Source organism: Saccharothrix syringae (assembly GCF_009498035.1).
Classification (GTDB): Bacteria; Actinomycetota; Actinomycetes; order Mycobacteriales; family Pseudonocardiaceae; genus Actinosynnema; species Actinosynnema syringae.
The window spans coordinates 1,499,029-1,512,309 of the sequence record NZ_CP034550.1; the positions used below are offsets into that span (position 1 = coordinate 1,499,029).

General features: G+C 73.7%; 11 protein-coding genes and 1 riboswitch. Of the genes, 5 read left to right on the forward strand and 6 right to left on the reverse strand.

The window, feature by feature from the left end:
• The first annotated feature begins 32 nt into the window (after positions 1-32).
• The 3 genes from EKG83_RS07030 to EKG83_RS07040 all read left to right on the forward strand — a co-directional run bounded on the left by EKG83_RS07030 (position 33) and on the right by EKG83_RS07040 (position 4,679).
• Positions 33-758, forward strand: a complete 726-nt coding sequence (locus EKG83_RS07030; RefSeq protein WP_084715914.1) for a ComEA family DNA-binding protein — start codon at positions 33-35, stop codon at positions 756-758.
• A 94-nt stretch (positions 759-852) separates the two neighbouring features.
• Positions 853-1,476, forward strand: a complete 624-nt coding sequence (locus tag EKG83_RS07035) for a hypothetical protein (protein ID WP_153277920.1) — start codon at positions 853-855, stop codon at positions 1,474-1,476.
• The gene (locus EKG83_RS07040) at positions 1,473-4,679 is read left to right on the forward strand and encodes a DNA internalization-related competence protein ComEC/Rec2 (RefSeq protein WP_322746686.1); all 3,207 of its coding nucleotides are present in this window, start codon (positions 1,473-1,475) and stop codon (positions 4,677-4,679) included. The genes EKG83_RS07035 and EKG83_RS07040 overlap by 4 nt, the downstream gene beginning before the upstream one ends.
• Here EKG83_RS07040 and thrC read toward each other — a convergent pair.
• Positions 4,588-5,853 carry a threonine synthase gene (gene thrC, locus EKG83_RS07045; protein WP_033427597.1) on the reverse strand — a complete coding sequence of 422 codons (1,266 nt, stop codon included), beginning with the start codon at positions 5,851-5,853 and terminating at the stop codon, positions 4,588-4,590. The genes EKG83_RS07040 and thrC overlap by 92 nt on opposite strands.
• 11 nt (positions 5,854-5,864) lie before the next feature.
• Positions 5,865-5,978, reverse strand: a riboswitch (SAM riboswitch).
• Positions 5,979-6,077: 99 nt separating this feature from the next.
• Between thrC and holA the strand changes: the two genes are divergently transcribed.
• Positions 6,078-7,058, forward strand: coding sequence for a DNA polymerase III subunit delta (gene holA / locus EKG83_RS07050; protein WP_033427596.1), 981 nt, complete (start codon positions 6,078-6,080; stop codon positions 7,056-7,058).
• A 206-nt stretch (positions 7,059-7,264) separates the two neighbouring features.
• On the opposite strand, the gene rpsT is transcribed toward holA, so the two are convergent.
• Both rpsT and EKG83_RS07060 read right to left on the reverse strand, forming a co-directional pair.
• Positions 7,265-7,525 (reverse strand): 30S ribosomal protein S20, encoded by a 261-nt coding sequence (gene rpsT, locus EKG83_RS07055; RefSeq protein ID WP_033427595.1) that lies wholly within the window; start codon positions 7,523-7,525, stop codon positions 7,265-7,267.
• A 126-nt stretch (positions 7,526-7,651) separates the two neighbouring features.
• Positions 7,652-9,928 (reverse strand): glycoside hydrolase family 3 N-terminal domain-containing protein, encoded by a 2,277-nt coding sequence (locus EKG83_RS07060; protein ID WP_033427594.1) that lies wholly within the window; start codon positions 9,926-9,928, stop codon positions 7,652-7,654.
• 268 nt (positions 9,929-10,196) lie between these two features.
• On the opposite strand from EKG83_RS07060, the gene EKG83_RS07065 reads away from it, so the two are divergent.
• Entirely contained in the window at positions 10,197-11,000 is an 804-nt protein-coding gene (locus EKG83_RS07065) for a TSUP family transporter (RefSeq protein ID WP_033427593.1), read from the forward strand.
• Here EKG83_RS07065 and EKG83_RS07070 read toward each other — a convergent pair.
• The 3 genes from EKG83_RS07070 to EKG83_RS07080 all read right to left on the reverse strand — a co-directional run bounded on the left by EKG83_RS07070 (position 10,969) and on the right by EKG83_RS07080 (position 13,172).
• The gene (locus tag EKG83_RS07070; protein ID WP_033427794.1) at positions 10,969-11,748 is read right to left on the reverse strand and encodes a VOC family protein; all 780 of its coding nucleotides are present in this window, start codon (positions 11,746-11,748) and stop codon (positions 10,969-10,971) included. The genes EKG83_RS07065 and EKG83_RS07070 overlap by 32 nt on opposite strands.
• A 241-nt stretch (positions 11,749-11,989) precedes the next feature.
• Entirely contained in the window at positions 11,990-12,247 is a 258-nt protein-coding gene (locus tag EKG83_RS07075) for a hypothetical protein (RefSeq protein ID WP_033427592.1), read from the reverse strand.
• Between the two features lies 1 nt (position 12,248).
• Positions 12,249-13,172: an SPFH domain-containing protein gene (locus EKG83_RS07080; protein WP_033427591.1), complete on the reverse strand. Its 924-nt coding sequence runs from the start codon at positions 13,170-13,172 to the stop codon at positions 12,249-12,251.
• Positions 13,173-13,281 lie beyond the last annotated feature (109 nt).

Here is a 13,281-nt window from a genome sequence, read left to right on the forward strand (position 1 = left end):
GCGACTCCGCCAACCGGCCTAGCGTCGATCACATGTTCGACGCGAACCCGAGAACCACGAAAGCCCGCCTCGACGCCCTGGTCGCCCAGGAGCGCGGCAAGCACCGGGCACCCGAGGCCGAGACGCTGGTCTTCGTCGAGGCCGAGGGCCGGGGCAGCGCGCCACCCGGCAGGCTGGGGCGCCTGCTGCGCCGCTGGCTGCCCGAGCACGCCCCGCCCCGCCGCTTCGTCCTGACGGCCGGCGTCACGGCCGCCGTGGCCCTGGTGGTCGCGCTGGCCCTGTGGTGGCGGCAACCGGTGCCGGAGAGCCCTCCCGACCTGCCGGTCGCCGAGGCCGCCGCGATCACCAGGACCGAGCAGCAGCTCGTCGTCAACGTCGTCGGCCAGGTGCCGACACCGGGCCTGGTGACCGTGCCCAGCGGCGCCAGGGTGGCCGACGCCGTGCGTGCCGCGGGCGGTGCCAACCCGGGCACCGACCTGACCGCGCTCAACCTGGCCCGCAAGGTCACCGATGGCGAGCAGATCGCCGTGGGCGTCCCCGCACCGCAACCGGTCGACCCGACGACCCAGCCGCTGGACCTGAACACCGCGACCGAGGAACAGCTCGACACCCTGCCGGGCGTCGGCCCGGTGACGGCGCGGCGGATCGTCGAGCGGCGCCGCGAGCAGGGCCCGTTCACCTCCCTCGAACAGCTGGGCGAGGTCGAGGGGATCGGCGACGCGAAGCTGGCCAAGCTCGGCGACCTGGTCCGCATCTAGCACACCGCACCGTCCACGAGCCTCCTCCACAACCGACCCGACAGCACACCCGGCACCTCATCCGGCAACTGATCCGACACCTCATGGAGCCCTCATGAACACGGCCTGTTCCTGCCCGGACCCGCACACCCCCACCAGGACCACACCAACCCCCAGGGCCGCCTCGATCCCGGCGACCGCCCCGTCTCGCCTCAAGGCGCCCACGCTGCCCGAAGCCTGCACCTGCCCGCACTCCGCGAAGTGCCGCCAGTCGACCCCGTTCTCCCTCCAACCACCCACCCCTCGCCCGCCCACCCCTCGCCCGCCCGCAGATCAGCTCACCGCAGATCAGTCCACCGCCGAGCAGTCCACCGCCGAGCAGCCGCCCACTGCCCAGCGACCGCCCACCAACCGAACCGCCGCCGCCGACCGAACCGCCGCCAACCTCAACCCCCTCCACCGCCGCATCCGACAAGCTCTCGACCACCTCCTCTTCCGCCGCCCCAACACCGCCGCCCCCTCCTTCCGCCAACGACTGCGACGTCTCCTCGACCGCCTGCACCTCATCGCCCGCCACCGCTTCCACCACCGCTTCCGGCAGCGGGCACGACGCCTGGCCGAGCGCCTGCTCGACCGCCTGGTCGACCACCTGCTGCGCCGCGTGTTCGGCGACACCCGCAGCGGGAGGCGGCGCTTCCACACCGCCCTCGTCCACTGCCTCCGGTGGACCGGCTCATGAACCCCCGCGCCCACCTCGTCCCGGCCGCACTGGCCGTCTGGTCGACCGCCCTCGCGGGTCTCCTGTGGACCTGGTGGGCCGCACCGGCGGTCGGCCTGACCGCGGCGGTGGTCGGCGGCCTGGCGCTGCGCCCCTGGCGCCCGGCAGCCGTCGCCGTCGCGGTCGCCGGGCCGGTGGCGGCGTGCTGGATCGGCTTCCAAGCCCACGCGTCGGCGCACCACCCGCTGCGCGCGGACGCCGAGCGCGGCACGTCCGCCACCCTCCACTTCGAACTCGACAACCGTCCGCACGGCCTGCGCACCAGCGGCTTCGGCTCGCAGGCGGGTGGCATCGACCTCGTCCTGGCCCACGCGACCCTCGACGACGGCGGTCGGGTGGTGGTCCTCGCCCCGGCCGAGGGGTGGCAGGACCTGCTGCCCGGCCAGCACGTCACGGCCAGGGGCGCGCTCGTCCCGCCGCGGCGCGGTGAGCTGACCGTCGCCGTCCTCCGGGTCCGCGGACCGCCGCGGGCGGTGACCGGGGCACTGGTGTGGCAGCGGGTGGCCGAGGACCTGAGGGCCGGGCTGCGGGACGCGAGCACCGCCCTCGACCCGGAACCCGCGGGGTTGTTGCCGGCCCTGGTCGTCGGTGACACCTCGCGCCTCGCGCCGAGGGTGGTGGAGGAGTTCCGCACCGCGGGCCTCGCCCACGTCCTCGCGGTCAGCGGGGCGAACCTGGCCATCCTGTGCGGCGCGGTGCTGTTGCTGCTGCGGCGGTTCCACGTCGGGCCGCGCGGGTGTGCGGCGGGCGCGATGGCCGCGCTGGTCGGGTTCGTGGTGCTGGCCGGGCCGGAGCCGAGCGTGCTGCGGGCTGCCGTGATGGGTGCGGTGGCGTTGCTCGCGCTGGTGCTGGGACGCGAGCGGTCGGCGTTGCCGGCGCTCGCGGCCGCGGTGGTGGTCCTGGTCCTCTACGACCCGGAGCTGGCCACCGACCCGGGGTTCGGCCTGTCGGCGGTCGCGACGGCGGCGCTGGTGCTGCTCGCGCCGAGGTGGTCCGCCGCGATGAGGGAACGCGGTGTGCCGGTCGGGTTCGCCGAGGCGCTGGCGGTGCCGGTGGCGGCGAACCTGGCGACCGCGCCCCTGGTCGCCGCGCTGTCCGGTCAGGTCAGCCTGGTCGCGGTGGTGGCGAACCTGCTGGTCGGGCCGGTGGTGGCGCCGGCCACGGTGCTCGGGGTGTCGGCCGCGGTGCTGGCGCAGGCGCACGAACCGGCGGCACGGCTGGTCGTCGAGCTGGCCGGGCCCGCGGTGGGCTGGCTGATCACCGTGGGTCGGCACGCCGCGGCGGTGCCGGGTGCGGCGGTCGGGTGGCCCGGGGGCTGGACCGGCGGGCTGCTGCTGGTCGGGGTGCTGGTGCTCGGCTGGGTGGTGCTCCGGGTGCGGCGGCTGCGGGTGTTGGCCGCGGTGGCGGTGGTCGGGGTGGTGGTGGCCCTGGTGCCGTTGAAGGTGGTCTCGCCGGGCTGGCCGGTGCCGGGCTGGTCGGTGGTCGCCTGCGACGTCGGCCAGGGCGACGCGGTGGTCCTGGCCACCGCGGAGCACGACCGGGCGGTGCTGGTCGACACCGGTCCGGAGCCGGTGCCGGTGCTGTCGTGCCTGCGGCGGTTGGGGGTGCGGCGCATCCCGCTGGTGGTGCTCAGCCACCTGCACGCCGACCACGTCGGCGGGCTGGGCGCGGTGCTGGCGGAACGGGAAGTGGGCGCGGTGGCCGTGGGGCCGGCGCGCCAACCGGAATGGGCTTGGGAGGAGGTGCGCGCACAAGCGCGGGCGGCGGGTGTCCGCGTGGTCGAGCTGGGCGTCGGGCAGCGGCTGGGCTGGCCGGGACTGCGGCTCGACGTGCTGGCTCCGCGAGCGGGCCCGGTGGGCAGGACGAACACGGCGATCAACGACGCCTCGCTGGTGCTGCGGGCCTCGACCGGGGCCGGGCGGGTGCTGTTGACCGGGGACGTCGAGCTGGTCGGCCAGGCGGACCTGCTCGGCGGGCACGTCGACCTGGGGGCTGACGTGCTGAAGGTGCCGCACCACGGGTCGCGGTACTCGTCACCGGAGTTTCTCGCGGCCGTCCGGCCGCGGGTCGCGCTGGTGAGCGTCGGCGCGGGCAACCGCTACGGCCATCCCAGCGCGGTGGTGGTCGACGCCCTGGCGCACCAGGGCGCGCTGGTGCTGCGCACCGACCGGGACGGCGACACCGCCGTCCTCGCCGGGGAGAACGGACCGCGGGTCGCCCGCCGGGGCGACCCGCTGAACAACGCGAGAGGGAGCAACCGTGAACACGAGCACGAAGAAGGACACGTGGATCCGGCTCAACACCGGCTGGAGCCGGCCCGGCGACCACCGGGCGCTGGGGTGGGCGCTGTGGCAACCCAGCTACACCGCCCAGCCGTGGCCACGCGACGAGCTGCGGCCCGCTTTCACCTACTACGTGTGCGAGGAGCGGCCCGACGGCGAGCGCGGGATCATCGCCAGGGCCACCGCCACCGGCGTGGTCGGCACCGCCGAGGTGGCCTCCGCCGACGCGGCCTACCGCCTGGTCGCCGACACCCTGTTCGACGACGCCCTGGCGATACCGCCGGAGGAGTGGCACACCGAGCGCTACAACGCGGAAAAGGCGAAGCGGCCGTGGCCGCAACTGCTGACGGCGTGGCGCGTGGTCACCGAACCGGTGAGGCCGCGCGTCCTGCCCGAGCTGAGCGCCTTCCCGCGCACCGGCTGGTTGCGCACATCGGGGATCGCGCTGTGACGGCCGCACCGGGGTCGAACGCCATGAAGTCGGCTGCCACGGGGGTGACTGCCACAGGGGGAGCTGTCGCGAGAGCAACTGTCGCGGGAGCGGCTGTCGCGGGGGCGACTGCCACGGGAGCGGCTGCTACGGGGCAGCCTGGAGCGGACCCGGCCGGAGCAGGTCTGGCCGGAGCGGGCCCGGGTGGAGCGGAGCGGGCCAGGGGAGGAGCAACCGGGCTGGGAGCCGCGGGAGTGGACCCCGGTGGGAGCGTGCCCGCCGAGGTCCGCCTCGACAATCCCGGTCCTGGTCCCAGCTCCGGTTCCAGTCCCGGCCGCAGTCCCGGTCTCAGTGCCGGTCTCAGTCCTGGAGGGCGTTCAGCACGGCCTCCGCCGAGGGCGGCACGTTCGCCCGCGGGCCGACCCGGTCGCCGAGCGCGTCGAGGGTCTTGAGGCCGTCGCCGGTGATCAGCAGCACCGTCTCGCCGTCCGGGTCCAGCTTGCCCTGCTCGACGAGCTTCTTCGCGGTCGCCACCGTCACGCCGCCGGCGGTCTCGGCGAAGATGCCCTCGGTGCGGGCCAGCAGCCGGATGCCCTCGACGACCTCTTCGTCGGTGACGTCCTCGATCGCACCGCCGGTGCGGCGCACGGCGTCGAGCACGTAGGGGCCGTCGGCGGGGGCGCCGATCGCCAGCGAGCGGGCGATGGTGTCCGGGCGCACCGGGGAGACCACGTCGTGACCGGCCTTGAAGGCGGCCGAGACGGGGGAGCACCCGGTGGCCTGGGCGCCGAACACCCGGTACGGGGTCTGCTCGACCAGGTCGAGTTCACCCAGTTCGCGGAACGCCTTGTCGACCTTGGTCAGCTGGGAGCCGGACGCGATGGGGACCACGATCTGGTCGGGCAGGCGCCAGCCGAGCTGTTCGGCGACCTCGAAGCCCAGCGTCTTGGAGCCCTCGGCGTAGTAGGGGCGGACGTTGACGTTGACGAACGCCCAGTCCTCGTGCTCGGCGGCGAGTTCCTGGGCCAGCCGGTTCACGTCGTCGTAGTTGCCGTCGACGGTGATCAGGTTGCCGTCGTAGACGGCGGTCATGAGGATCTTCGCCCGCTCCAGGCTGGAGGGCACCAGGACCACCGACCGCCAGCCGGCGCGGGCCGCCGCGGCGGCGACGGCGTTGGCGAGGTTGCCGGTGGACGGGCAGGCCAGGACCTTGAAGCCCAGTTCGCGGGCGGCGGCGAGGGCGACGCCGACGACGCGGTCCTTAAAGGAGTGGGTGGGGTTGCCGGTGTCGTCCTTGACCCAGACCTTGCGCAGGCCCAGGGCCTTGGCGAGGCGGTCGGCCTCGACCAGGCGGGTGCCGCCGGGGCTGGTGTTGGGGTGCGACTCGACGGTGGAGGGCACGGGGAGGAGGCTCTTGTAGCGCCAGATCGAGCGGGGGCCTGCCTCGATGTCCTCACGGCGGACCCGGCCGAAGTCGTAGGCCACTTCCAGGGGGCCGAAACACTCCAGACAGGCGTATTCCGGGGCGAGCGGCGTCTCGTGCCCGCACTCGCGGCACGACAGGGCGCGCGCGGGACCGAGGTCGAAGGAGGTGGTGGTGGCCGAGGGTGCACTGACAGCAGTCATCGCGAGGTATCTCCTCATCTTTCCCGCGTCGCGGGTCGGAATTGGCACCGTGGTCGCCAGCGAACGCTGTGCGACGGGTTGCCGGGGCTTCTTCGGGCCGATCCCTCTGCCCCTCTGGATGAGCGGTATTCAGTTGTTGTCGCCTCAACCTACGACACGATCCCGACCCGTAGCCAGCGAAGTCCACCATCCGGACGGCGGACGGGCGTGGGAGGATCGCGGCCGTGAGTGCGCCCGCTGACACGCCCGATGCCGTTCACCTGGTCGTGGGCGAGGAGGAGTTGCTGGTCGAACGCGCTGTTCGCGGTGCCCTGGAACTCGCCCGGAAGGCCGATCCGCAGGCCGACCTGACCCGCGTCCGGGTGACCGAACTCACCCCGCCCGAGCTGGCCGAACTGGTGAGCCCGTCGCTGTTCGCCGAGGGGCGGGTGATCGCGCTCGAAGCCGCGCAGGAGGCGAGCAAGGAGATCGCCGACGCCGTGATCGCCTACGCCAAGTCACCCGCCGAGGGGGTGACGCTGGTCGTGGTGCACACCGGCGGCGGGCGCAGCAAGGCCGCCAAGGAGCTGCCCGCCGCGCTGCGCAAGGCCGGTGCCGGCGTGACCGAGTGCCCGAAGATCACCAAGGCCGCGGACCGCGAGGCGTTCGTCCGCAACGAGATCCGCTCGGCGGGCGGCAAGGCCGACCCCGAGGCTGTGGGGGCGCTGATCGAGGCAGTCGGCTCCGACCTGCGGGAACTGGCCGCGGCGGCGTCGCAGCTGGTCGCCGACACGGGCGGCAGGGTCGACGCCGAGGCGGTCCGCCGCTACCACCGGGGACGGGCGGAGGTGACCGGGTTCGCGGTCGCGGAGAAGGCCGTGATGGGCGACCGGGCCGGTGCGCTGGAGGCGTTGCGCTGGGCGATCCAGCTCGGCGTGCCGCACGTGCTGGTGGCGGACGCGCTGGCGGACGCGGTGCGCACGGTCGCGCGGGTGTCCGCGGTCGGGCGGGGCGACCCGTTCAAGCTCGCGGGTGAGCTGGGCATGCCGCCGTGGAAGGTGAAGAAGGCGCAGGGCCAGTCACGTGGCTGGGAGGAGCGCGGGCTGGCGGCGGCCATGTCGGTGGTCGCGGACCTCAACGCGGACGTGAAGGGTTACGCCGCCGACTCGGGTTACGCCCTGGAACGGGCGGTGCTGAAGATCGTCGCCGCCCACGGCCACCGCTGAGCCGGGTTTGCCGCCGCTGGGCTGGGGGTGCCGCCGCTGAGCCGGGTTCGCCGCTCCTGGGGCGGGTTCGCCGCCGCTGGGGCGGTGGGTGGAACGGGCCCTGGAACAGGGCCCGGAACGCCGGAGCGCCGCCCACCCCGGCGGGGTGGGCGGCGCTCCGCAGCCGTTGACCAGCCGCTGGTCGGTCCGTTTCCGGGCCGACCGACTCAGATCTGGTTGGCGCGCTTGGCCAGCGCCGACTTCTTGTTGGCGGCCTGGTTGGCGTGGATCACGCCCTTGGTGACGGCCTTGTCGAGCTTGCGGGAAGCCTCCGCCGCCAGCGCGACGGCCTTCTCCTTGTCACCGGCCTCGGCGGCCTCACGGAACTTGCGGATCGCGGTCTTCAGCGACGACTTGACGGCCTTGTTGCGCAGGCGCGCCTTCTCGTTCGTCTTGATCCGCTTCATCTGGGACTTGATGTTCGCCACGCGAAAGCCACCTTTTCCTCGGTTCGGAGTCGCACCGCGCTCGTCATCGGCACCACCCCGGCTCGGGGCGGTCTTCCTCCACGGCGGAATGCCGCGCGGTACGGCCGTCCACGATATCAGGGCTGCTCACCGCACCGCGAAACCGGCCCTCCCGTCGCCGACCAGCACCTCGTAGCCACCCTTCGCCACCTCGGGCCTGCCCGTGTCGTCCATGTCACCCGCGGTCACCGCGAGGCGCTTGACGTCGAACGACACCTGCACCGCGCGCTGCTCGCCCGCCTTCAGCGCCACCCGGGTGAAGGCCACCAGGCGCCGGTCCGGGGTGAGCACCTTGCTGACCGGCTGGTGCACGTACACCGGCAGCACCAGGGTGCCGTCGCGGGCGCCGGTGTTGGTCACCGTCACCGACACCTCCACCCGGCCGTCGCGGCGCACGTCCGTCGACTTCAGGACCGGTGCGGAGGTGGTGAAGTCCGTGTAGGACAGCCCGTGGCCGAAGGCGAAGGCCGGGTCGTAGTCCGAGCTCTCGCCCACGTTCGCGCCGCGCGGCTGGTCGTAGGTGAACGGCTGGTCGCCGACCGTCTTGGGCCACGACACCGGCAGCCTGCCGCTGGGGTTCACCGCGCCGAACAGCACGTCGGCGATCGCGCTGCCGCCCTCCGAGCCGGGCAGCCAGCCGGCGAGCAGCGCGGGCGCGTCCGCCACCGTGCCCAGCACCTGCGGGCGCCCGGTGAGCAGGACCACGACCACCGGCTTGCCGGTCGCGCGCACCGCGTCCACCAGGCCCTGCTGCTCGGCGGTCAGGGCGGGCGACTCGGTGTCGGCCTCGCCCTCCGCGCCCGGATCCTCGCCCAGCACGACGACCACGGCGTCCGAGTCGGCGGCCTGGGCGACGGCGTCGGCCCGGGTCGGGGCGGAGACCACGTTCGCGGTCGGGACGGCGGCCCGGACGCCCTGGAGCACCGTGGTGGTCGGCGGCAGCGGCGACCCGGCCGGCACGCCCTGCCAGCCCACGGTCCAGCCGCCGAGCTGGCGGGGCACCGAGTCGGCCGCGTCGCCGGTCACCACGAGCTTGCGCGCGCCGGTCGACAGGGGCAGCACGCCCTCGTTGCGCAGCAGCACCACGCTCTCGGCGGCGGCCTGCCGGGCCAGCGGTCGGTCGGCCCCGTTGACGATCGCGTCGGCCCGCGCCGGGTCCACGAACGGCTTCTCGAACAGGCCCAGCTCGAACTTCAGCGTCAGGATGCGCCGCACCGCCTGGTCGATCCGCTTGCCGCTGATCGCGCCGCTGCGCAGGTTCGCCAGCAGCCCCCGGGTGAACTCCGCCGCGTTCGACGGCTCCATGGCCATGTCCACGCCCGCGTTCACCGCCATCGCGATGGCCTCCTGGTAGTCCGCCGCCACGTGGTAGCGGTCCACCAGGTACTGGATGTCGGCCCAGTCGCTGATCGCCACGCCCCGGAAGCCCATCCGCTCCCGCAGCTGCTCGGTCAGCAGGTAGGGCGACGCGTGCGCGGGCACGCCGTTCACCGCACCGGAGTTGATCATCACGGTGCGCACGCCCGCGTCGAACTGCGCCTGGAACGGGGGCAGCACGGTGTCCTGGAGGTACCGGATCGGCAACTGCGCGGGCGCGCGGTCGTGGCCGTTGAACGGCTGGGAGTAGCCCGCGAAGTGCTTGGCGGTCGCGGCGAGCTTCGCGGTGCCGTCGGCGCCGTCCTGCTGACCGCGCACGTTCGCCGCCGCCAGCGCGCCCGCCAGCACCGGGTCCTCGCTGTAGGTCTCGTAGTAGCGACCCCACCGGGTGTCACGGGCCAGGTCGGACACCGGCGCGAAGTTCCAGAACACGCCGGTGGCGCGCATGGCCCGCCCGGTCGACCTGCCCAGGTCCTCCATCAGTTCCGGGTGCCACGTCGCGCCGAGGCCGATCTGGTGCGGGAACATCGTCGCGGTGACCACGTTCGAGTGACCGTGCACGCCGTCCGCGCCGTAGATCAGCGGGATGCGCAGGCGACTGCGGTCCATCGCGTACCGCTGGATCTCGTTGGTCATCTCGGCCCACGCGCGGGGCGTGTTCGGGTTCGGCGTGTCACCGCCACCGGACAGGACGGAGCCGACCTCCGCGTCGTCCAGCACGGCCTTCATGCAGTCCTCGCGCAGCGGACCGGGGGTCCACTCGCAGTCGCCGCGCAGCTTGCCCAGCCTGATCTGGGTCATCTGGCCGACCTTCTCCTCCGGTGTCATGCGCCGCAGGAGGTCGTCCACGCGCCGCTCGACCGGGGCGCGGGCGTCCTGGTAGTGCGGGCCGCGGGGTTCCGCGACGCCGCTGGCATGAGCTCCGGTGGCTAGCAGGGCCAGCGTGGCCAGCGCGGCCGCCGCGGTGCGCTTGCGGGATCTCCACATCGAGGAACCTCCTGGGGAACGGGACCCGGACCAACCCTGGCTGTGTGACATGTCTCACGACAGGGCCGAACGGAGCATTTGGGAGCGCTCCCAGGGGCTTGAACAGCGGAAAGACGAAGGAGGGTGGGGAGGGGGCGTACCGGTGGTGGGCGGCCTGGGGAAGGGGCCCGCGGGGCGGAGGGCCGCGGAAGGGGGTGGAAGGCGGGGGCTGGAGGTGGCGGCCGGGAGTGCCGTAAAAGCAGTACGCTCGTCCTATTACGCTGTTCGAGTGAACGTCCCACTCGACTGGCCCGGTTTCGGGCACGTCTCCCTCGCCGCCTTGTTGTTCCTCTGCCTGGCCGCCGCGCTCGCGGGGGCGGTCGACGCGGTGGTGGGGGGCGGCGGGTTGATCCAGGTGCCCGCCCTGCTCCTGGTCGCGCCCGGCGGGCAGCCGTTGTACGCGCTGGCCACCAACAAGATCGCTTCCGTGGTGGGCACGGCCGCCGCGGTGCGGACCTACGCCCGGCAGACGCCGATCGACTGGGCCGCCGCGCTCCCCATGGCGTTGGCCGCGTTCGGCGGGGCCACCGGCGGGGCGGCGTTCGCGGGTGCGCTGGCGCCCGGGGTGCTCAACGGCGTGGTGCTCGTCGCCCTGGTCGCCGTCGGCGTCTACACGTGGCGCAAGCCGGCGCTGGGGGTGGCCGAGGCGCCCCGGTTCACGCGGGTCGCCCAGGTCGGGGTGATGGCGCTCGGCGGGGCGCTGATCGGCTTCTACGACGGCCTGGCCGGGCCGGGCACCGGGGCGTTCCTGGTCTTCCTGCTGGTCGGCCTGGTCGGCTTCGCGTTCCTGCGCGCCTCGGCGACGGCGAAGGTCGTCAACGTCGCCACGAACCTGGGCGCCCTGCTGTACTTCATCCCGGCGGGCAAGGTGCTGTGGGGGCTGGGCGCGGTGCTCGCGGTGTGCAACGTGACCGGTGCGGTGCTCGGGGCCCGGCTCGCGGTCCGGCGCGGGTCGTCGTTCGTCCGCCGGGTGTTCCTCACCGTGGTGGTGGCGCTGGTGGTCAGCCTGGGGTGGAAGGCGGTGGTTGGATGACGCGGAACGTCGCGCCCATCGGGTCGCCGATGGTGGCGAACCGGCCGAGCCGCGACTCGGCCACCTCGCCGACGGCCACGCCGCCCAGCTCGGACGCCCGCCGGGCCGCCGCTTCCGCGTCGGGCACCGCGAAGCAGGTCATCCAGTGCGCCGGGATCTCCACCGGGATCTCGTCGGCCATCCCGAGCACCCCGGCCACCACCCGGCCGCCCACCCGGAACCGGGTGTACGGGAGGTCGGGCAGCGGGTCGGGCTCGACGCCGAACACCCGCTGGTAGAACTCCGCCGCGCCGAACGGGTCCCGGGTGGCCAGTTCGTTCCACACCACCGCGCCCGGCTCGTTGACCGCGTACGCGCCGATGTGCGTGCCCGCCTCCCACAGCCCGAACGCGGCGCCGGTCGGGTCGACCGCGATCGCCCCGCGCCCCGGGCCGCCGGTGTCGAACGTCGGCACGAGCACCTTGCCGCCCTCCGACCGCAGTGCCGACAGCGACTCGTCCAGGTCGTCGGTGGCCAGGTAGGTCGTCCACACCACGGGGAACATCGCGTCCGGCGGCATCTCGCCGAACCCGGCCACGGGGCGCCCGCGCACCAGGGCGTTGGTGTAGTGACCGGTCTCGGGGCCGCCGATCTCGAAGTCCCAGCCGAACAGGCCGCCGTAGAAGGCCATCGTGGCCTCGCGGTCGGTGGTCATCATGTCCACCCACGCGGGCGTGCCCGGTGCGTACGGCTCGTTGACGTCGGTCACGGCGTCCACGTTCGCACCGGGTCACGCCACCCGCGAGTCGATCAACGGTTGGCGGAGCCGCGTCCTCGGCCCGCCCGGTGGCCGGGGGTTGTGGGAGGTCGGCGGCCTGGTGGCGAGGCGGTCCGGGGACGGGGTGATCGGTGGGTGATCCCGGCGGGGGCACCGCATTGGCGGGACGTCGCCCCGGCTCGCGCGCCACCCGCGCGGCCGACGTCCCGGCCCTCTGCCGACCCGGTTCCCGCTAACCGGTGTCCCGTTCGGCGTCCGACTCCGACCCGGCGCCCGCCCCGGTCTCCGCCCCCGCCCCGGACTTGCGCGGCCGCCCGCGCTTGGGCTGGGCCCCCGTGCCCGAGGGCAGGCGGCCCGCTTCGGCGAGCGCCCTGCGCAGCAGGAACTCGATCTGCGCGTTGGTGCTGCGCAGCTCGTCGTTGGCCCACCTCACCAGAGCGTCGTGCACCGCCGGGTCGAGGCGCAGCAGGACGCCCTTGCGCTCGGCCAAGTCAGTGGTACAGCGATCCGGCGTTGACCACCGGTTGCGTCGATCGCTCACCGCACAGCACGACCAGCAGGTTCGACACCATCGCCGCCTTGCGCTCCTCGTCCAGTTCCACCACGTCCTGCTCGGCCAGCCTGGCCAGCGCCAGCTCGACCATGCCGACCGCGCCCTCCACGATCCGGGTCCGCGCCGCGACCACCGCGCCCGCCTGCTGGCGCTGGAGCATCGCCTGCGCGATCTCCGGAGCGTAGGCCAGGTGCGTCAGGCGCGACTCGATGACGTTCACCCCGGCCGACTGCACGCGGGCCGCGATCTCCAGCGACAGCGTCTCGGTGATCTCGTCGGCGTTCTCCCGCAGCGACAGCCCGGCCTCCTCGTGGTTGTCGTACGGGTAGCTGGTCGCGATGTGCCGCACCGCGGTCTCGGTCTGGATGCCCACGAACCGCACGAAGTCGTCCACCTCGAACTTCGCCCGCGCGGTGTCCTCGACCTGCCACACCACCACGGCGGCGATCTCGATCGGGTTGCCGTCGGCGTCGTTGACCTTCAGCACCGCGGTCTCGTGGTTGCGGATCCTGGTCGACACCTTCGCCTTGGTGGCGAACGGGTTGGCCCACCGCATGCCGTCCTGCCGCACCGTGCCGATGTAGCTGCCCACGAACTGCAGCACGCGCGCCTCGCCGGGCGCGACGGTGAACAGGCCGCCCGCGGCGATGCTGCCGCCCGCGACCAGCAGCGAGCCGCCGACGATCGCGGGCACGCTCGGGCCGTCGTCGCCCGGGATCGAGCCCAGCACGATCAGCGCGACGCCCGCCAGGATCATCACCAGCAGGACGGCGAGCGCCGCCCACCCCGACACGTGCTTGGCCTCGCGCTCGCGCACCGCGGGCGTCGGCATCCGCACGGCCACGTCCACCGCTGTGTCCATCTCCACCCCTCAGGTCATATCTCTTGCTTAGCAAAGTGATATCACTTTTTCCAAGGGCGGGCAAACGGCGCCCGGGCAACCGGGGAGGTGGTGGCGCGTCACTGGAGGC